Source organism: Cellulomonas sp. URHE0023 (assembly GCF_000688475.1).
Lineage (GTDB): Bacteria > Actinomycetota > Actinomycetes > Actinomycetales > Cellulomonadaceae > Cellulomonas.
Map to the genome: position 1 here is coordinate 282,936 of NZ_JIAN01000006.1, position 19,589 is coordinate 302,524.

Here is a 19,589-nt window from a genome sequence, read left to right on the forward strand (position 1 = left end):
CAGCGCCACGTGCGGCGCACCGTCCAGCGTCCACGGCTCGGAGCCAGATCAGTGGCACGCTCGTCCCGAGGTACTGGGAGGTCGAATGGCTGAGCTCGAGCTGGTGGGTCTGCACGAGGACGGGGAGCATCTCGTCCTGGTGGGTCCGGACGGTGCGCGATTCCGACTGCGCATCGACGAACCGTTGCGTGCTGCCGTGCGCCGCGACCGTCCGCAGCTCGAGCAGCTGCGCGCCGAGAGCGCCGCGACACTCAGCCCTCGGGAGATCCAGGCCCGCATCCGCGCCGGTGCCACGACGCAGGAGGTCGCCGACTCCGCGGGTCTACCTATCGAGCGCGTCCGTCGCTACGAGGGTCCGGTCCTCGCCGAGCGCGAGCACATCGCCGAGCAGGCCCGCGGCACCCGTGTGGGTCGGGAGATGGGCGCACCCGTCCTCGGAGACCTGGTCACCGACCGTCTGGCTGCCCGCGGTGTCGACCTCGCCTCGCTCGCGTGGGACTCCGCCCGTGACGCGAACGGTCCGTGGGTGGTCCTCGCCCGGTTCACGGTCGGCGACACCGACCGGGAGGCGCGGTGGACGTTCGACCCCTCGAAGCGCACCGTCGTCGCTGACGAGGACGAGGCGCGCTGGCTGTCCGAGACGGAGCTGGCGGACGAGCCGATATCGCGCCGGCATCTCGCAGCCGTCCGTGACGTCGTGTTCGACTTCCAGTCGGACGGCACCACCCTCCGCACCGAGGCCGGACCGGCAGTCGTCGCCGACCCTGAGCCCGAGCCCGACCCTCACGCCGAGACCGCGGCGCTCCTGGACGACCTGCGCGGCCGGCGTGGCGTGCGCCAGGCGCTGGACATGGAGCTGGACGACGACACCGAGGAGTTCGAGGGCTTCGGTCCCCAGCACGCCTTCGACTTCGGACGTCCGCAGACCGAGTCACCCGGCGCTCACCCGCACGACGCGGATCCGGCCCAGGAGGCTGTGGTCTACCCCGTGCCCACGATCGTGCCGCAACCGACGCCCGTCGCGGCCGCCCCCGACGCCTCGGACCCGGCCGACCACGACGAGCACGCAGACCGTCCACGGACCGCACGGCGCGGCCGCGCAAAGGTCCCGAGCTGGGACGAGATCGTGTTCGGCGCCAAGCCCGAGTAGCGACTCAACCCGTCTCGAAGTCGAGGGTCTGCACCGAGGGTGACGCGGCCCGAGCGGCCGTCGCAGTCATCCGGCGCATGTGGTGGCGGCGGCACAGCACCTCGTACCCGAGCTGGTCGGCCACCGAGTCGACGTCGCCGACGACCACCTGCTCGCCCTCGACGACCATCGTCCCGCCGACCGTCCGGGCGTTGTGCGTCGCGCGTGCACCACACCAGCACAACGCCATGACCTGGAGCACCTCGACGCGGTCCGCGAGCTCGACCAGCCGGGCCGCTCCCGGGAACAGGCGGGCCCGGAAGTCCGTCGAGATGCCGAACGCGAACACGTCCACGCTGAGCTCGTCGACGACCCGCGCCAGCTGCTCGACCTGTGCCGGGGCGTAGAACTGCGCCTCGTCCCCGATCAGGTAGTCGACCGGGTGCCCCTGCATGCGACGCGTGATCACATCGGTCCAGAAGTCCGTCGAGTCCTCGACCTCGCGCGCACCCTGCGTCAGGCCCAGGCGTGACGAGATGACGGCCTTACCGGCACGGTCCTGCCGGGTGAAGAGGAGGCCGTCCCGGCCGCGTGCGGCGTGGTTGTGATGCATCTGCAGAGCCAGGGTGGACTTTCCGCAGTCCATCGTCCCGGAGAAGAAGACCAGCTCGGCCACCGGTCAGGCACCGCCTCTCGACGCCGTGCGCCACCGTGCTGTCATGCGACGACGATGCACGGGACGAGCATCTCGTGGCGGGTCAGGGATCCGTGCACGCCGATCAGGTCGAGCGAGGCTGGCGACTGCGTCGCGGAGTCCACGACGGTCGCGCGACCCGTCATGGCCACCACGACGTCTCCGATGATCGGAGCCACGTGCTCTGCCACGTCACCGAACCACCCGTGGTCGACGGCTTCCTCACGCGTGGCGACGACCGCGGCCGGTCCGAGCACGTCACGCCACCGGCGGGCGACGTCGCCGGCGTCCGTCCCCTGCACCAGATGCAGGTGCAGCGCACGCGGCTCCCCCGCCACCAGCTCGACGCCCGCGCGGAGGGTCGGGTGGGTCGCGACGTCCCAGCGCTGACCGAGGTCGACGTCGACCATGCCGTGGTCCGCCGTCACGAGCAGCAGCGCATCCCTGGGCAGGCTCCTGGCCAGACGACCGAGCTCGGCGTCCAGCTCGGCAAGCGCGTCACCCCACTGCAGCGAGCCCCAGCCGTGATGGTGGCCCGCCTTGTCGACGTCGCCCCAGTAGAGGTACGCGACACCGGGCGTCCGCAACGCCGCGACCGTGGCGTCGACCCGATCCGCGAGCGACTCGGCCCGCACGTAGACCGGTCCCCGCAAGGCGGCCTCCGTCAGTCCCGACCCGGCGAAGCGCGCCGGCCCGATGCTCGTGACGCCGATCCCGGCGCCACTGAGGTGCTCGAACACCGTCTTCTCACGCTGCCACTCACGCGCCGGCGGAAGGTCGGTCCAGCTGACGAGGTTGCCGAGGCGACCCGTCGCCGGGTCGCGCACCGTGTAACCGAGCATCCCGGTGCGGCCGGGCGGCGCGCCGACGCCGAACGTGCCCATGGCCGTGGCCGTGGTCGACGGGAACGTGCTCGTGAGTGGCGTCGACCCACCCAGCTCGCGCCGCAGGAAGGGTGCGTGCCCGGCGCGCTCGGACAGGTTGGCGTAGCCGAGCCCGTCGACCAGCACGACGCACACGCGGGACGCCGTGGGCAGTCCGAGGATCGCCTGCGACTCGGCCGCGCCGGGAACATCGGCGCCGAGCGCACCCCCGACCGCCGGGAGGACCCGACCGAGACAGGCGTACGACGAGTTGGGCGTCACAAGGTCGGCGGCCTCGAAGGCCGCGACGGCGTCACCCGACGCCTGGACCTCTTCCAGACCCTCGAGGTCCGTCATCGTGCGCGGGCGCTGGCCGCCGAGAGCTGACGCGCGAACGCCGTCGCTGCGCGGACGGACTCGGCGCCTTCGGCCAGTGCGCTGACGCGGACGACCACGTCGTCCGGTGCGAGCGTGCCCGTGAGCCCGTGGTCGGCATCGCAGCTCGGGTCACCACAGGTGGCCGGCTCCAGATCGACGCGGGAGACAGCGCCCCAGCCGATCACGAGCGTGAGCTCGGAAGCTCCCGTGCCCGCCTTGTGCTGGTCGGGCTGACCGACCACGTGGGTCAGCGCCACCGACTTCAGCTCCGCCAGCGGGACCGCCTCGGTGGTCGCCGACGCGCTCGCCGACGGGTGCTCGGAATCGGCCGGGTGGTCGTCCACGTGGGCGACCACGAGCCGCGTCGGCGTCAGGACGAGCACCGTCACGTGACGGCGCACCTCGGCGGCGTCGAACGTCGTCTCAGGATGGACCAGGTGGGCGACGACGTCCTCGTCCGCGAGGGCCACGTCGAGCACGTCACCGACGAGCTCCGGGTAGTAGCCGGCACGGTGGAGATCGACACGCAGATCGGTGGCAGGAGCAGACACCGGGACATCCTCCCACTCGTCGCGGCCGGACGTGCCGCGCAGCCATCGGGACGCGCCGCTCACGTCGACGACAGCCTCCGCGTGCCGTCGGCTCGGTCGGCGCGGGCGACGGAGGCTCGTGCGCCGAGCACGACCGCTCCACGTTCCGACACGACGACCGGGTTGAGCTCGAGCGAGCGCAGCTCGGGCAGGTCGTCGGCAAGCACGGCCACCCGGGCGATGAGGTCTTCGAGGGCCCCGACGTCGAGCACCGGCAGGCCTCGGTACCCGAAGAGCCGGGGCGCGGCTCGCGCGGACCGGACCAGCTCGGCGACGTCGACGTCCGTGAGCGGCGGGACCCCGTACGCGACGTCGCCGAGCAGCTCGGATGCGTCTCCGGCGAGACCGAAGCTGATGATCGGACCGAACAGCGGGTCCTCCACGGAGCGCACCACGCACGCTGACCCGTGCGGCGCCATCGCCTGGACCTCGAGCGGCGGTCGGTCCGTCGGGCTGTCGAACGCCTCTGCGAGCTGCAGGACCTCACGGACGTCCGCGCGCAGCTCGACCTCGTCCGCGATGTCGAGCCGGACCCCGCCGAGGTCAGCCCTGTGCCGCAGCGCGGAGACGGTCGTCTTCAGTGCGACCGGCCAGCCGATCCGTTCGGCTGCCGCCACCGCCTCGTCGGCATCATGGACGCCGTGGGAGGGCACCACCTCGATGCCGACCGTCGCGAGCAGCGCCGCAACCCGTGCCGGGTCCAGTGCCACGACGTTGCCGTCCTGCGTCAACCAGCCCGCGACCAGGCTGCGCGCCGTGCGCGTGTCCGCGTCGCTCGGGTGCAGGGGCAGGCCGCGGTCCACCGACCTCCACTGCGCGTACCGCGCTGCTCTGCCGAGCGCGAGGACCCCGTCCTCCGGTGTGCTGTAGGCGGGCACCGTCCAGGTGCGGCCGGCGTCGTCGACCGCCGTCAGCTCCGCCGTCACGCCGTGCAGCTCGTCCATGCAGACGACGGTCGTCCGCCCCGTGCGAGCCGCCGCGGTGGAGATCTCCGCCTGCAGCACGGGATCCGGTCCCCCGACGGTCGGGATGCGCACCGCGACGACGACGTCGCCCTCGGGGTCGTCGTACAGCTCCGCGATGGCGAGCCGCACCTGGTCGGCAGGGGCATCCTCGGGCAGGAGGACCACACGCCCGGTCGCCACGAGGCCTGCCGAGGTCGCTGCCTCCGCCACGAGAGCCGCGGTCGCGGCCGAGCTCGCCAGGATCGAGGTACGGCGGCCCGACGGGAGCGGCTGGTGGGCCAGGACCTGCGCCACGTCGAGGAGCTGGTGCGTGTTGTCGACACGGACGACACCGGCCTGACGGAGCATCTCGGCCAGCGTGCGGGGCGGCGCGTGCGTGGCGCGGACCGCGTGCCCCGGGGGCACCACCTGACCGGACCGACCTGCGGTCACGACAACCACGGGCTTGAGCTGAGAGAGCCGACGGGCCACGCGGGTGAACTTGCGCGGGTTCCCGATCGACTCGAGGTACAGGCCCACGACGTCGGTGCCGTCGTCGTCGGCCCAGAACTGCATGAGGTCGTTGCCCGAGACGTCGGCGCGGTGCCCTGCGGAGACGAACTCGGACAGGCCGATGCCGCGACGTCGAGCCGCCGCCAGCAGTGCCACTGCCATCGGGGCCGACTGGCAGAACAGCCCGATGCGCCCTTCGATCGGTGGCACCTGGGCGAGGGAGGCGTTCAGCAACGAACCCCCGCGGTACGCGAGCAGACCGTACGAACCGGGCCCGACGATGCGCATCCCCGAGCCGTGGGCCACCCGGAGCAGCTCACGCTGTCGTTCCAGGCCCTCAGGGCCGTCCTCGGCGAACCCGGTGCTCAGGAGCACCACGCCACGGACGCCGAGCGGCGCAAGGTCCCGGACGACTCCGGCCGCTGCGTCGGGCGGCACTGCGACGATCGCGAGCTCGACGGGTCCGAGCACGTCGACGAGGCTCAGTGCCGCGGCTCCCGGGACGCTGACCGCCTGAATCACGAGGTCCGGGTCCCCCGCGCGGAGGTCTCCAAGGACCGCGGCGGCGAGCCGGCCCACGAGGGTCGCGTCGTCAGCACCGGGACCGACCACGACCACCGATCTCGCCTCGAGGAGCTGCCGCACCGACCGGGCCTCGGCCCGGTGCTCCCGATCGGCCATGACCGCCAGCGACCGGTCCGTCGGGTCGATGTCGAAGCTCAGAGCGACGATGCCGTCCTCGGTGCGCTGCCGGACGACGTATCCGGCTTCACGGAACACCGCGATCATCCGACCGTTCTGGGGCAGCACCTCGGCGACGAACCGCCGGACCCCGCGTTCCCGTGCCGCCGCCGAGAGGTGCTCGAGCAGGACCGATCCCAGTCCGCGGCCCTGGTGCGCGTCCGCGACGTTGAACGCCACCTCCGCGTCGTCGTCGTCGATCCGGTCGTAGCGCGCCACGCCGATGATCTGCTCCGTCCCGCCCACGTCCGCGACGGCGACGAGTGCGACCCGGTCCACGTGGTCCACGACGACGAGGCGCTGCAGCTCGCGGTCCGAGAGCCGCTCGAGGGCAGCGAAGAACCTGAGGTAGGTCGACCGTTCCGACTGCGCGACGTGGAACGCCTGGAGCGCGTCGGCGTCCGTGGGCAGCATCGGACGGATACGCGTCGTCGACCCGTCGTGCAGCACGACGTCCGCCTCCCACCCTGCCGGGTACGCGGGGGCGTCGTCAGCGACGTCAGCCATGGTCGTCAGGCTAGTGCGGTGCTCCGCGCGCCGCGGCCTGTCGGGGGCCCGGATCGGCGCGGACGGTCCACAATGGTCGCCGCACAGCAGTCCGTCCCCGAGGAGCACCAACGATGCCGCGTCGCCCCGCGACCCCCGACGTCCCACCCGCCGACGTCGTCGAACGCATCGTCGACATCGACGTCGCGACGGAGATGGAGGGCTCGTTCCTCGAGTACGCGTACTCCGTCATCTACTCCCGCGCCCTGCCCGACGCACGCGACGGGCTCAAGCCGGTGCAGCGCCGCATCCTGTTCCAGATGTCGGAGATGGGCCTGCGCCCCGACCGTCCGTACGTGAAGTCCGCCCGCGTCGTCGGCGACGTCATGGGACGGCTGCACCCGCACGGCGACACGGCGATCTACGACGCGATGGTCCGGCTCGCACAACCGTTCTCGCTGCGGCTGCCACTGATCGACGGCCACGGAAACTTCGGATCGCTCGACGACGGACCGGCAGCACCTCGGTACACCGAGGCCCGTATGGCGCCCGCAGCCCTGGCCATGACGACGGGTCTGGACGAGGACGTCGTCGACTTCGTGCCGAACTACGACAACAAGCTCCAGCAGCCCGAGGTCCTCCCGGCGGCCATCCCGAACCTGTTGGTCAACGGTGCTGCTGGCATCGCGGTCGGCATGGCCACCAACATGGCGCCGCACAACCTCGTCGAGGTCATCGCGGCCGCCCGGCACCTCGTGCTGCACCCGGACGCGACGCTCGAGGACCTCCTCCGGTTCGTCCCCGGCCCGGACCTGCCCTCGGGCGGCAAGATCGTCGGCCTCGACGGCGTGCGCGACGCGTACCGCACGGGCCGCGGTGCGTTCCGCACCCGGGCGACGGCTCGGATCGAGAACGTCACACCCAAGCGCAAGGGCATCGTGATCACCGAGCTGCCGTACGGCGTCGGCCCGGAGAAGGTCATCGAGAAGGTGAAGGAAGGCGTTCAGACCAAGAAGCTCACCGGCATCTCCGATGCCATGGACCTCACCGACCGGACGCACGGGCTGCGGCTGGTCATCGAGGTCAAGACCGGGTTCGTCCCAGAGGCCGTGCTGGAGCAGCTCTACCGGTTCACGCCGCTCGAGGACTCGTTCTCCATCAACAACGTCGCACTCGTCGCCGGCCAGCCCAAGACGCTCGGGCTGCGCGAGCTGCTCGTCGTGTGGGTCGAGCACCGGCTCGTCGTCGTCCGGCGCCGGTCGCAGCACCGGCTCGCCAAACGGCTCGAACGCCTGCACCTGGTCGAGGGTCTGCTCATCGCCATCCTCGACATCGACGAGGTCATCCAGGTCATCCGGGCGTCGGACGATGCCGACACGGCACGCGCGAGGCTGCGCAGCGTGTTCGACCTGTCCGAGCCCCAGGCCGAGTACATCCTCGAGCTGCGGCTGCGACGCCTGACGCGCTTCTCACGCATCGAGCTGGAGAAGGAGCAGGAGCAGCTGGCCACCGAGATCGCCGAGCTCCGCGAGATCCTCGCCGACGAGGCCCGGTTGCGCACCCTCGTGTCGGACGAGATGGCCGAGGTCGCCGCGACCTACGGGACGCCCCGGCGCACCATCCTCCTGGAGTCCGCAGGCGGCACGTCGGTCACCGGTGCCGCAGCACCCCGCGGCAGCGCGACACCGCTCGAGATCGCCGACACACCGTGCTGGGTGCTGCTCTCCGGCACGGGCCTCCTTGCGCGGACCGCGTCCGAGGACCTGCCTGCTCGCGTCGAGGGGGCACGTCGCGCCAAGCACGACGTCGTCTCGGCGACGGTGCTGAGCACCGCGCGCGCCGAGATCGGCGTCGTGACGTCGCAGGGCCGGATCGTGCGCGTGTCCGTGCTCGACCTCCCGGCCCTGCCGCCGACGGACGGGAACCCGAGCCTGTCCGGCGGCGTGCCGCTGGGCGAGGTGGTGACGCTCCTGCCGCGTGAGCGCGTCGTCGGGCTGACATCGCTCGCGGTGGACGCGCCGACGCTCGCGCTCGCCACCGTCCAGGGCACCGTCAAGCGTGTCGCGGCCGGTGACGTCCCTGCCAACCGCGACGCGTGGGAAGCGATCGCTCTCAAGGACGGTGACGAGGTCGTCGGTGCGGCCGCGGTCCGTGACACCGACGAGGTCGTGCTCGTGGCGTCGGACGCGTCGCTCCTGCACTTCGCCGCGTCCGCGGTGCGCCCCCAGGGCCGGGCAGCGGGCGGGATGGCCGGGATCAAGCTCGCCGGCGGGCAGCGGGTCGTCGGGTTCGGCACGGTGGCCGCCTCGGAGGTTGCGCAGGCGGTCGTGGTGACGATCGCCGGGGCGAGCGAAGCACTGCCAGGCACGCAGGCCGGCTCCGTCAAGGTCAGCCCGTTCGAGGTCTACCCGGCGAAGGGCCGAGCCACCGGCGGCGTGCGCGCGCACCGGTTCCTGCGCAACGAGGATGCCCTGATCCTCGCGTGGGTCGGTGTCGCGCCCGCATGGGCGACCGGATCGGCCGGTCAGCCGATCGAGCTGCCCGCGCTCGACCCGCGGCGTGACATGTCGGGGACTCCCCTCACCGCGCCGGTACACGCGGTCGGCTGAGCGTCCGCGCTGCGCGGACCATCGAGACGACGTTGTCAGGCACGCTCGGCCTCGAGCCGGCCGGCCGCGGTGCGAGCTCCGGCGGGCGTCGCTGCAGGGCGTTGCGCTCGACGACCGCGACGGCGATCAACGCCTGGGCGAGCACGTAGGTGCACATCACCCAGAAGTCGTGGTGGGGCAGGTGGAACGACGGCACGAACTCCTCGAGCGCGATGAGTCCGTCGGAGACGACGAAGACGACACCCCCGATGCCCGCGAGGCGCCCGACGCCGGTCGACAGGACCGCCATCGCGGTCAGGCAGCCGCCGTACACGGCGACGGGGATCAGCAGGTCACCCGCCCCCTCGGCGCACGCAGAGACCATGCCGACGAGCACCGCCACGTAGGGCAGCAGGAGAACCGGACGCCGGTGCAGAACCGACCGCCGTGCGTCCGGCGCGAACGCAACCACGAAGGCGACCTGCGCCAGCAGGAAGAACCCCACCATGACGAGGAACGCGGCGTCGTCCCCGACGAACGACGGCACCAGGTCCCCGAGCCACGAGAATCCGAGCGCGACCAGCACCCAGGTGACCAGGCGCCCGCGCGGCCATCGCGTCGACGCCACGAGTGCTCCGGCGAGCAGGGGCATCAGTGCCCACTGCCCCACCCGGGCCAGACCCTCCGCACCGACCCACTCGGCCGACAGCTGGACGAGCGCGACGGCCGCGAAGGCCGCAGCCCACGCGCGTGCGGCCCAGGACAACGTGCGCCCCACGACGACCTCCTCGACGCCGGACGACGTCGGCCGGCAGCAGCACGACGGGACATCGTCGTCCCGCCGCGCTCGATGTTAACCCGGCGGGGCCCGGTCGCAGTCACGGCCGTCCGGGTGAGCGGTCAGAGCTCGATCGCGTACAGCGTGCGGCTGTGGAAGACGGCGTATCCGAGGTTCGTGTACAGCCGGTGCGCACCCGACTGGTTGGCAGTGTCGACCCCCAGCTCGGCGTACTCGATGCCGTCAGCCTTGTAGGCGGTCATCGCCGCACTCAGCAACGCTCCTGCGAGGTGCCGGCCCCGCCAGGCGCGCCGCACCCCGAGCAGGTCGGTGTAGCCGGTGCTGTGGCCCGTGACCTCCCAGTCCTGCTCGTACCGCCCGGACATCAGGTACCCGGCGACCTCACCCGTCGCACCGTCGAGTGCCGCGAAGCTCCAGCTCGGCGCGAACATGCTCCGACCCTGCGTCCACTCCGCAGCGGTCCTCGGTTCACTCCCCCAGTGGTCGGCGAAGGCCTCGTTGTGCGCGAGCCTGATCTGGTCGTCGAGCTCCGCGGACCACGGGACGAGGCTGAGACCGTCCGGCGCCGGGACGTCGGGCAGGGCCACGTCGAGAGGACGCTTCATCTCGGCGTAGTACCGCGTCGGGGTGAAGCCGCCCGCGCCAAGCATGCGGATCGTCGTGAGCGCACCGTCGTCGCAGAAGACCGCGAGTCGCGCGGGCAGGTCCTTGCCGGACTCGGCGATCTTCTGTCGCCCGCGGCCCGCGGACCACCCGAGCAGCTCCCGCCCGATCCCCCGACCGCGCCACTGCGGGTCGACGCCGCCTTCCAGGAACGCCCGCACCACACGCGTGTCGCCGGGGGGCTGGTTCACCTGGGCGTAGGCGCGGATCCGGCCGTCGACGTCGATGCCTGCGAGCGTGTCGAGCTCGTGGTTCTTCCAGTCGCCGTCGAACCACTCGTCGACCTCTTCGAGCGAGGTCCGGTACGGCAGGTCGTCGGCCACCTCGACAGCAGCGACCGCGCGGGTGAGCTCTGGCACGTCGCTACGCGTCAGCGGTCGCCACGTCAGACCGCCGAGCCCGTCGAGCGACGGCAGCTCCGCCGGGGCGGCGGCACGGTCGACGATGGGCACGGAGCGTGCGTCGGCATCGGTCTCGGTGGGGGGCACGACCTCCACCCTCCCCTGTCTGAGGGGACCAGGCAACGGAAATGCCGGACCCTCGCCCTCAGGCGTCGATACGGCTGCGATCCAGTCCGTCGGCACCGGCGACGATGAAGTCCTTGCGCGGTGCGACGTCCGAGCCCATGAGCAGCTCGAAGATCTCCTCGGCCCGCTGCGCACCCTCGACCGTCACCCGGCGCAGCGTGCGGTGCTGCGGGTCCATCGTGGTCTCGGCCAGCTGGTCGGCGTCCATCTCACCCAGGCCCTTGTAGCGCTGGATGTCGTCCTTGTAGCGCTTGCCGGCCTTGTCGAGCCTCTTCAGCGTCGCCGCGAGCTCGGCCTCCGAGTACGTGTAGACGTACTCGTTCTTGCGCCCGCCGCCGCCGATCACCTCGATCCGGTGCAGCGGCGGCACGGCGGCGTACACCCGGCCGTCCTCGACGAGCGGTCGCATGTACCGGAACAGGAGCGTGAGCAGCAGGGTGCGGATGTGAGCGCCGTCGACGTCGGCGTCAGTCATCAGCACGATCTTGCCGTAGCGCGCCGCCTCCAGGTCGAACGTACGACCCGATCCGGCGCCGACCACCTGGATGATCGCGGCGCACTCGGCGTTCTTGAGCATGTCGCTCACGGACGCCTTCTGGACGTTGAGGATCTTGCCGCGGATCGGGAGCAACGCCTGGAAGTCCGAGCTGCGCGCCAGCTTGGCCGTACCGAGCGCGCTGTCACCCTCGACGATGAACAGCTCGCTGCGGCCCACGTCGTCCGAGCGGCAGTCGGCGAGCTTGGCCGGCAGCGAGCTCGTCTCGAGCGCGTTCTTGCGACGCGAGATCTCCTTCTGCTTGCGCGCCGACAGGCGCGCTCGCATCTCGCCGACGACCTTCTCCAGCAGCAGCGAGGACTGCGCCTTGTGGTCCCGCTTGGGCGAGGAGAAGATCGCGCCCAGCTCGGTGTCGATGACACGCGCGACGATCGCGCGCACCGGTCCTGTCCCCAGGACCTCCTTGGTCTGCCCCTCGAACTGCGGCTCGGCCAGGCGGACCGTCACCACCGCCGTCAGGCCGGCCATGACGTCTTCCTTGTCGATCCGCTCCGAGGTGTCCCGCGCCGAGATCTTCAGTCGACGCGCGTTGGCGTCCACCTGCTTGCGCAGCGTCCGCAGCAGACCGGCCTCGAACCCCGACAGGTGCGTCCCGCCCTTGGGCGTCGAGATGATGTTGACGAAGCTGCGCACCTCGGTGTCGTAGCCCGTACCCCAGCGCAGCGCCACGTCGACCTCGCACAGTCGCGACACCTCCTGCGCCGTCATGTGACCGCGGTCGTCCAGCACGGGCACCGTCTCGTGGAACGTGCCCGAGCCGGTGAGCCGCCACGTGTCCGTGACGGCGGGGTCGGGCGCCAGGTGCTCCGCGAAGTCGACGACACCACCACTGTGCAGGAATGTCTCCTCGTGCGGCCCGTCGGCGCCAGGGGTCCCTGCGATACCGCGCTCGTCGCGCACCATGAGCGTCAGCCCCGGCACCAGGAAGCTCGTCTGGCGTGCGCGCGTGACCAGCTCGTCGTAGGCGAACACGGCCGTCTTGGGGAAGATCTGCGGGTCCGCCCAGTACCGCACACGGGTCCCGGTCTTGGCGCGGGCGACCTTGGCGCCCAGCTCGAGCTCCGAACCGGACACGAAAGGCTCGAATGCCGAGTCCGGTCCGATGCCGGTGCGGTCGTCGAACGTTCCGGGCTCACCCCGGCGGAACGCCATCCGGTGCGTGCGACCGTTCCGGTCGACCTCGACGTCGAGCCGCGAGGACAGTGCGTTCACGACAGATGCGCCGACGCCGTGCAGACCACCTGATGCGCCGTACGAGCCTCCGCCGAACTTTCCCCCGGCATGGAGCTTCGTGTAGACGACCTCGACGCCCGTCAGGCCCGTCTTCGGTTCGACGTCGACGGGGACGCCACGACCGTTGTCGCGCACCTCGACCGACCCGTCACCGTGCAGGACGATGTCGATGCGGTCGCCGTAGCCCGCCAACGCCTCGTCCACCGAGTTGTCGATGATCTCCCACAGGCAGTGCATCAGACCGCGACTGTCCGTCGTCCCGATGTACATGCCCGGGCGCTTGCGCACCGCCTCGAGGCCCTCCAGCACGGACAGGTGCCGAGCCGTGTAGCCGGACTGGGGGGAGGTCGTGGTCACGGGGCGATCGTATCCGCCGACCCCGACAACCCCCGGATGCCATGCCGAGCGTGGGCTGCGCGGAGCGCCGTCGACACGCGGATCCGCCCCTCAATTGCCCTCGTGTTTCCCGCGGCCCGGCGAAATGTCTCGATTTGTTTCAGGACGGTCACAGTCGACTACGCGGTAAGCGAACCACCCCCTTCTGGTGCCATCAAACGGGGAACGGGATGGTTCTATTGATCTGTGACGGGGACCATGACGCAACCACTGACCGCGGCCGACCGCTGCGACCGCTGCGGCGCGCAGGCCTATGTCCGGGTGATTCTCCCGGTCGGGGAGCTGTTGTTCTGTGCGCACCACGCGCGCGAGCACGCCCCGAAGTTCGCCGAGCTGGCTACCCATGTGCAGGACGAGACCGATCGTCTGCTGGCCGAGCACGGTGCGGGAGCCGGCGCCGCGAGCTGATCGCCCAGGCACCGCAAAGATACCGGCGACGAGGCCCGGACCGTACTGGTCCGGGCCTCGTTTCGTCGTGCCCTCGCACGAGCGGCGGACGGTAGCCAGAGGCCGGTCGCGCACCGTCCAGACCACCGGACCGGGGACCTCGCCCACGGCGTCTGGTCCGTATCGTGGAGATCGGGGATCAACGACTCCGACGCGTTCACGGCGCTGTTCGTGCCAACGCCAACGCCGCCTCATTGCCGCGGCTGCACCGCACAGAGGACGAGGCCCGGACCGTGTGGTCCGGGCCTCGTTCTTGCGTTCGGTCCGCTGTCGCGCTGCCGCGACCGCGTTCGTCAGTCCAGGTAGTCCCTGAGCACCTGCGACCGCGACGGGTGGCGGAGCTTCGACATGGTCTTCGACTCGATCTGGCGGATCCGCTCGCGCGTGACTCCGTAGACCTTGCCGATCTCGTCGAGCGTCTTGGGCTGGCCATCGGTCAGGCCGAACCGCATGGACACGACACCGGCCTCGCGCTCGGAGAGCGTGTCGAGCACCTGGTGCAGCTGCTCCTGCAGGAGCGTGAAGCTGACAGCGTCAGCGGGGACGACAGCCTCGGAGTCCTCGATGAGGTCACCGAACTCGCTGTCACCGTCCTCGCCGAGCGGAGTGTGCAGCGAGATGGGTTCGCGGCCGTACTTCTGGACCTCGACAACCTTCTCGGGAGTCATGTCGAGCTCCTTGGCCAGCTCCTCCGGGGTGGGCTCGCGGCCCAGGTCCTGGAGCATCTGGCGCTGCACGCGCGCGAGCTTGTTGATGACCTCGACCATGTGCACGGGGATGCGGATCGTGCGCGCCTGGTCGGCCATGGCGCGAGTGATCGCCTGCCGGATCCACCACGTGGCGTAGGTCGAGAACTTGTAGCCCTTGGTGTAGTCGAACTTCTCGACCGCGCGGATCAGACCGAGGTTGCCCTCCTGGATCAGGTCCAGGAACAGCATGCCGCGGCCCGTGTAGCGCTTGGCCAGCGACACGACGAGCCGCAGGTTCGCCTCGAGCAGGTGGTTCTTGGCGCGCCGGCCGTCGTTCGCGATCCACTCGAGCTCGCGCTTGATCTTCGGCTCCATCGCGACGCCTGCGTTGAGCCGCTCGTCGGCGAACAGGCCCGCCTCGATCCGCTTGGCCAGGTCCACCTCCTGCTCGGCGTTCAGCAGCGCGACCTTGCCGATCTGCTTCAGGTAGTCCTTGACCGGGTCGGCGGTGGCGCCGGCGGTCACGACCTGCTGGGCCGGTGCGTCGTCGTCGTCGGCGTCGGAGTAGACGAAGCCGCTGTCCTCGGACTCCTCCTCCTTGGCCGCCGGCTTCTTGTCGCCGTCCTCGGACTCGTCGTCCTCGTCGGCGCCCGCCACGGCTTCGACGACCTCGGTCACCTCGGCGACGACGTCGACGACCTCGATGTCCTCGAGGTCGATCTCCTCACCATCGACGGGCACGTCCTCGGACGGCTCGCCCTTGGCCACGGGGGCTGCCTTGGCTGCGGGTGCGGCCTTGGCGCGCGTGGTCTTGGGCTTCGCGGCAGGTGCGCCGGCGGCGGGATCTGCTGCCGCGGTCGTGCGACGACGAGTCGTCGCCGTCGCGCCTTCCTCTGCGGCGACGACTGCCTTCGCGGTCGGTCGCGCCTTGGCGCTGGTGGCAGCGGCGACGCGAGCAGGCTTTGGAGCTGCCACGACGACCGGCTCAGCTACGCCGATGCCCGCCGTAGCGAGGCCGCGGACGACAGCGCGCAAGCGCTTGGCGTCCTGGACGTCTGCCTGCTCGCACGCGGTGCGCAGATCCTCGGCAGCAACCGTGCCGTGCGTGCGGCCGCGAAGAACGAGCTCCTGCAACGCAGGGTGCTCGAACTCACGCGGAAGTGCGGGGTGCGGGGTCTGGGACGACACGAACGACCTTTCGGCAACGCGACACCGGGAGGGGGCCGGGAGTCTAGATAGATATTGTACCGACCTCACGGACCTCTCGCCGTTCCCTGAGGCGCGACGGCACACCCGCCGAGGGCGGTTTTTGCGGGGATGCACGCTCACAACGAACGAGACGGCCCAGAGATTCCCGCAGGAGACATCGGGCGCGTCGCGTCCGTAGCGGTCAGCTGGGCTTCACCGTGAGGACGGGGCACGCTGCGTCGAACAAGACACGCTGCGCGTTCGCACCGAGGATGAGCTTGCCCACCGGGCTGCGCCGACGAAGGCCCAGGACGATGAGCTGCGCGTCCACCTGCTCTGCCGTCGCGATCAGGTCGTCCGCGACGTCACCGCTCTCCAGGAGCCGGACGTCGTGCTCGATCCCGACCTCGGCAAGGCGTGATCGGACCTCGTCGAGCTCGGCCTCCACGGCCGCACGTTCACTCTCCGGCTCCCCCGGACGCGCGCTCACCACCACGACGACGGGCGTCTGACGCCGTTGCGCCTCGTCGACCGCCGCATCGAGCGCAGCCCGACCTTCGGGGGTGGCCAGATACCCCACCACTATTCCCACTGGTCTCTCCCGTCCACGGCGACACGGCTCTCCGTGACCGTACCGGAGGCGGGCCTGCACCACGACCGCATCGTCGGACGTTCCGTTCCCGTCGCGGACCCGAGCTCAGCCCGATCGCCGCACCCAGCCCGGTGGGATGGCCGCGCCGAGCGCGTCGTCGAGGAGCGCGCCGAGCCGATAGCCGGCGTCGGCGTCGAGCGCTCCATCGAGCAGCAGACGAGCGCGCGCGCCGTCGCCGCGCCACCACGCCAGAAGAGCGAGGAGCGTCAGAGCCGGCGCCTGGGCGCCGGCTCGGCCGTGGGCAACCACACCTTCGAGCGCGCGGACGTGCGCCGTGGTCTCCGGTTCAGCCGGCGCCACGGCATGCTTCGGGTCGATGATCTTCGCCATCGCGGCGCCGAGCGCTGCATCGACGTCGTCGACTCCTGTGCCCACCGAGCGTTCTGCGAGATCGCCGGTGCCGGGCACGAGAGCGACGAGGACCGCGTCACGGACCTGGCGGTCGTCGAGACCCGCCTCGAGCCTCCCCCACGGCACTCGCGTGCCAGGATGCTCGGGAGCCGACATCCGCCGCACGACCTCGCGCCAGGCGACGACCGAGTCGAGCCGCCACGACGACACGGCCTCAGGACCACCCACCAAAGCCTCCTCACGACGGCTCTCCCATCGACGTCGGGCTCGTGCGACCGATCGCCGACGCTCGGCACCGGCAGACCGGATGCGGGCTATGTCCTCCCGGGAGTCGGCCACCGCAGAGCCGGCGAGCACCAGCTGCGCACCGATCTGCGTCGAGTCGAGATCGACAAGGGTCCGGCCACCGGGTGGGCAGCAGTCGTCCACGCAGTCGAGCGAGAGGTATCCGGTGGCAGTGACGACCCACACCGGGATGGCCCCGAGCGAGGGCTCGGCCGCATCGCGGAAGTGCTCCGCGGCCCGCTGCGCGTCACCGGTGCCAGGACGCGGATCGGCGTCCGTGTAGAGCACGACGACGGCATGCGTGGCCTCGTCACGGCCGAGGTACGCCAGCAGCCGGCGAGCGAGCGCGGGACCCTCCTTGGGGTCGGCGAGGTGGGGAAGGTCTACCCGCACGACCAGCCCTACTCGACCTCGCGGCGCCCGGAGGCTGACGGCGACAGCACTGTCACGCGGTCGGAACCCGAGGCGGTGCGGCACCAGCGCGAGCAGCTCGCGAGGTTCACTCATGCGGACTGTGGTGATCTCCATGGCCCTAGCCCACCGTCTCGCTGGCGTCGGCGGACGACCCGGGAGGGATCTGTGGGGAGAACGGCAAGGGTCCGGGGGTGTGGTCGCGTCGGCCGGTTCGAACCGGCCTCTGCGGTGCTCGGGCAGGCCGCATCGCCCGATAACCTGGCCACATGCCCCGCCGGTCGACGCCTCTTGCGCACGCAGCTGCACTCGCTGCAACGGCCGCGACCTTGCTGTGTGCGACGGGCTGCACCACGAGCACCCCGAGTGCCCCGGCTTCCACGGGACCGACAACAGTCGTCGCGTCGCCCAGCCCGACGGAGTCGCTTCTCCCGGGGACGGAGAGCACCCACTCCGCCGTCGGAGAGGTGGTCGAGGGGTTTCCCGCCGACCTGATCCCGGTGCCCGCCGGTGCCGAGGTGCTCGTGTCGTCGGCGGAACCGGTGGTGGGCACCGACCTCACCGCGGTGAGCCTGAACCTGAGTTCCGACCAGGACTCCGCAGGCCTGCTCGCCGCCGTCAGTGCGCCCCTCGTCGCGGCGGGTTTCGTCGCCGGTACACCCCCGGTGGTCGAGCCAGCCCTCGCAGCACAGGCCACCTTCTCGCGCGGCGACGGCTCCGAGCTGCTCGTGGTCGGCATCCTCGATCGGGACGGCGCCCGCACGATGACCCTCGGTGGGCGCGTGAGGACGGCATCGCCGTAGGCTGCCCGGCGTGACTCCCCCGACCCAGGCCTCCGCTCTCGTCGACGTCGAGGACGTCCGCGCCCGTGTCGATGCGGTCCTGTCGCGTCACGTCGCCCAGCTGCGCGTCGTCCTGGCCGAGGCGAGCAGCGACTCCGACCGCCTGGCGGACGCCGTCGCACAGATGCTGTCCGGCGGAAAGCGACTGCGTGCCGCGTTCTGCTACTGGTCGTGGCGTGCACACGGAGGCCAGTCCGGCGGCCCTGAGGCCGACGCCGTCATCCAGGTGGGGGCCGCGCTCGAGCTGTTCCAGGCGGCCGCCCTGTTCCACGACGACGTCATGGACGACTCCGACACCAGACGCGGCTTCCCGGCGGCCCACCGCGCCTTCGCGCGCCTGCACGCCGAGCAGGGCCTGACCGGCGACGCCGAACGGTTCGGGGCGTCCGCAGCAATCCTCCTGGGTGACCTGACGCTCGTGGGCAGCGAGCAGGAGTTCGCGGGCGCGCTGGTAGACCAGCCCGGACCCCGGGCCGCGAAAGCGCGGGCGGTGTTCGACCTGATGCGCACGGAGGTGACGGTCGGCCAGTACCTCGACGTGCTCGCGCAGGCGCTCCCGTGGGGCGACGCCCCGGAGGCCGACGAGGTCCGTGCCCGAGAGGTCATCCGTGCGAAGGCCGCTCGGTACAGCGTCGAGCACCCGATCACGCTCGGCGCGGCCCTCGCCGACGCGGACGAGCGGGACCTCGCGGCGTGCCGGGCTCTCGGACTACCCCTCGGCGAGGCGTACCAGCTACGGGACGACCTGCTCGGCGTGTTCGGCGACCCGATCACGACCGGCAAGCCCTCGGGTGACGACCTGCGCGAGGGGAAGCGGACCGTCCTCGCGGCGCGCGCTGTGGCGCGGGCGCGAGCCGTCGGTGACCAGGAGACCGTCACGCTCCTGCGCACCCGCCTTGGAGACCGGACCCTCACCGACACCGACGTCACCCAGCTGGCAGACGCGATCAAGGCCACCGGGGCGCCGGAGGACATCGAGGCGCTGATCGACCAGCTCGCGGGCACCGCGTTCACGCTCATCGACGCGCGCAGCTGGCCCGATCCGGCGCGAAGCCAGCTGGTCGGGCTGGCCCACGCGGCCGTAGACCGACGCGCCTGAGGCCCGTCGGCCGCCGCTCACCAACACAGCGGTAGACCGACGCGCCTCAGGCCCGTCGGCCCCGCCGTTCACCAACAAGCCGGAGAACGCGGGCTTCGAGCTGTCAGAGCTCGGCCGCGGCCAGTCGTCGGATCTCGGTCTTGCGCCCCGACCTGAGTGCGTCGATCGGCGTCCCGGGCAACGAGTCCTGTTCCGTGAACAGCCACTCGATCGCTTGCTCGTCGGAGAACCCGGCGTCGGACAGGACGGTCAGCGTGCCCTGGAGCGACGCGAGGACGGTCCACGGCTCGTGCGCGTCAGGCTGCGTGGGCTGCGCGGGATTCGCCAGGTGCCCGGGCACGAGGAACAGCGCGGGGATCGAGAACACGCGGGGATCGCCACGGCGGGCGCCGACGACTCGACGTTCCTGGACGATCCGGCGGACCTTGGAGGGATCGGTGCCGAGGCGCGCGGCGACGTCGGGGACGGTGAGCCACTCACCGACGAGGAGGTCGAGGGCGTCTGTTGATGCGTTCACCCGACCAG

At 71.3% G+C, this 19,589-nt stretch carries 16 protein-coding genes; 5 read left to right on the top strand and 11 right to left on the bottom strand.

What is annotated here, in order from left to right; translation table 11 throughout:
- Positions 1-85 precede the first annotated feature (85 nt).
- Positions 86-1,150, top strand: a complete 1,065-nt coding sequence (gene sepH, locus N553_RS0110595; RefSeq protein WP_028046492.1) for a septation protein SepH — start codon at positions 86-88, stop codon at positions 1,148-1,150.
- A 4-nt stretch (positions 1,151-1,154) separates the two neighbouring features.
- Here sepH and N553_RS0110600 read toward each other — a convergent pair whose 3' ends face one another.
- Genes N553_RS0110600 through N553_RS0110615 form a run of 4 tightly spaced genes read right to left on the bottom strand, consistent with a single transcriptional unit; the run spans position 1,155 to position 6,359 of the window.
- Positions 1,155-1,805, bottom strand: coding sequence for a thymidine kinase (locus N553_RS0110600; protein ID WP_028046493.1), 651 nt, complete (start codon positions 1,803-1,805; stop codon positions 1,155-1,157).
- A 41-nt stretch (positions 1,806-1,846) separates the two neighbouring features.
- On the bottom strand, positions 1,847-3,043 hold the full coding sequence (locus N553_RS0110605) for an alkaline phosphatase family protein (RefSeq protein WP_028046494.1): 1,197 nt from the start codon (positions 3,041-3,043) through the stop codon (positions 1,847-1,849).
- Positions 3,040-3,615, bottom strand: coding sequence for a DUF5998 family protein (locus N553_RS0110610; protein WP_028046495.1), 576 nt, complete (start codon positions 3,613-3,615; stop codon positions 3,040-3,042). The genes N553_RS0110605 and N553_RS0110610 overlap by 4 nt, the downstream gene beginning before the upstream one ends.
- 59 nt (positions 3,616-3,674) lie before the next feature.
- Positions 3,675-6,359, bottom strand: coding sequence for a GNAT family N-acetyltransferase (locus tag N553_RS0110615; RefSeq protein WP_028046496.1), 2,685 nt, complete (start codon positions 6,357-6,359; stop codon positions 3,675-3,677).
- A gap of 113 nt (positions 6,360-6,472) precedes the next feature.
- Here N553_RS0110615 and N553_RS0110620 point away from each other — a divergent pair, with 113 nt between their 5' ends.
- Positions 6,473-8,947, top strand: coding sequence for a DNA topoisomerase (ATP-hydrolyzing) subunit A (locus N553_RS0110620; protein WP_028046497.1), 2,475 nt, complete (start codon positions 6,473-6,475; stop codon positions 8,945-8,947).
- Here the strand turns inward: N553_RS0110620 and N553_RS22235 are convergent.
- The 3 genes from N553_RS22235 to N553_RS0110635 form a co-directional block, all read right to left on the bottom strand.
- Complete coding sequence (locus tag N553_RS22235; protein WP_051640069.1) at positions 8,919-9,704, bottom strand: lysoplasmalogenase; 786 nt, start codon at positions 9,702-9,704, stop codon at positions 8,919-8,921. The two genes, N553_RS0110620 and N553_RS22235, sit on opposite strands and share 29 nt — an antisense overlap.
- A gap of 122 nt (positions 9,705-9,826) precedes the next feature.
- Positions 9,827-10,876, bottom strand: a complete 1,050-nt coding sequence (locus N553_RS0110630; RefSeq protein ID WP_081844556.1) for a GNAT family N-acetyltransferase — start codon at positions 10,874-10,876, stop codon at positions 9,827-9,829.
- Positions 10,877-10,934: 58 nt separating this feature from the next.
- Positions 10,935-13,061 carry a type IIA DNA topoisomerase subunit B gene (locus N553_RS0110635; protein ID WP_028046499.1) on the bottom strand — a complete coding sequence of 709 codons (2,127 nt, stop codon included), beginning with the start codon at positions 13,059-13,061 and terminating at the stop codon, positions 10,935-10,937.
- Between the two features lie 237 nt (positions 13,062-13,298).
- Here N553_RS0110635 and N553_RS0110640 point away from each other — a divergent pair, with 237 nt between their 5' ends.
- Positions 13,299-13,508 (top strand): hypothetical protein, encoded by a 210-nt coding sequence (locus tag N553_RS0110640; RefSeq protein WP_197030013.1) that lies wholly within the window; start codon positions 13,299-13,301, stop codon positions 13,506-13,508.
- Between the two features lie 332 nt (positions 13,509-13,840).
- Here N553_RS0110640 and N553_RS0110645 read toward each other — a convergent pair whose 3' ends face one another.
- The 3 genes from N553_RS0110645 to N553_RS0110655 all read right to left on the bottom strand — a co-directional run bounded on the left by N553_RS0110645 (position 13,841) and on the right by N553_RS0110655 (position 17,240).
- Positions 13,841-15,424, bottom strand: coding sequence for an RNA polymerase sigma factor (locus tag N553_RS0110645; protein ID WP_028046501.1), 1,584 nt, complete (start codon positions 15,422-15,424; stop codon positions 13,841-13,843).
- Between the two features lie 202 nt (positions 15,425-15,626).
- On the bottom strand, positions 15,627-16,016 hold the full coding sequence (locus N553_RS0110650) for a universal stress protein (protein WP_028046502.1): 390 nt from the start codon (positions 16,014-16,016) through the stop codon (positions 15,627-15,629).
- A 105-nt stretch (positions 16,017-16,121) separates the two neighbouring features.
- Entirely contained in the window at positions 16,122-17,240 is a 1,119-nt protein-coding gene (locus N553_RS0110655) for a DUF4192 domain-containing protein (RefSeq protein WP_028046503.1), read from the bottom strand.
- Positions 17,241-17,392: 152 nt separating this feature from the next.
- Between N553_RS0110655 and N553_RS25395 the strand changes: the two genes are divergently transcribed.
- Entirely contained in the window at positions 17,393-17,926 is a 534-nt protein-coding gene (locus N553_RS25395) for a hypothetical protein (protein WP_051640070.1), read from the top strand.
- A 10-nt stretch (positions 17,927-17,936) separates the two neighbouring features.
- Positions 17,937-19,064, top strand: a complete 1,128-nt coding sequence (locus N553_RS0110665) for a polyprenyl synthetase family protein (protein ID WP_028046504.1) — start codon at positions 17,937-17,939, stop codon at positions 19,062-19,064.
- Positions 19,065-19,167: 103 nt separating this feature from the next.
- Here N553_RS0110665 and N553_RS0110670 read toward each other — a convergent pair whose 3' ends face one another.
- On the bottom strand, positions 19,168-19,581 hold the full coding sequence (locus tag N553_RS0110670; protein WP_028046505.1) for an Rv2175c family DNA-binding protein: 414 nt from the start codon (positions 19,579-19,581) through the stop codon (positions 19,168-19,170).
- Between the last annotated feature and the right edge of the window lie 8 nt (positions 19,582-19,589).

Bases quoted from the DNA above. Each gene is read 5' to 3' on its own strand.
- N553_RS0110620 (WP_028046497.1), top strand. From the start codon at position 6,473: ATGCCGCGTCGCCCCGCGACCCCCGACGTCCCACCCGCCGACGTCGTC.
- N553_RS0110640 (WP_197030013.1), top strand. From the start codon at position 13,299: ATGACGCAACCACTGACCGCGGCCGACCGCTGCGACCGCTGCGGCGCG.
- N553_RS0110655 (WP_028046503.1), bottom strand. From the start codon at position 17,240: ATGGAGATCACCACAGTCCGCATGAGTGAACCTCGCGAGCTGCTCGCG.
- N553_RS0110605 (WP_028046494.1), bottom strand. From the start codon at position 3,043: ATGACGGACCTCGAGGGTCTGGAAGAGGTCCAGGCGTCGGGTGACGCC.
- N553_RS0110615 (WP_028046496.1), bottom strand. From the start codon at position 6,359: ATGGCTGACGTCGCTGACGACGCCCCCGCGTACCCGGCAGGGTGGGAG.
- sepH (WP_028046492.1), top strand. From the start codon at position 86: ATGGCTGAGCTCGAGCTGGTGGGTCTGCACGAGGACGGGGAGCATCTC.
- N553_RS25395 (WP_051640070.1), top strand. From the start codon at position 17,393: ATGCCCCGCCGGTCGACGCCTCTTGCGCACGCAGCTGCACTCGCTGCA.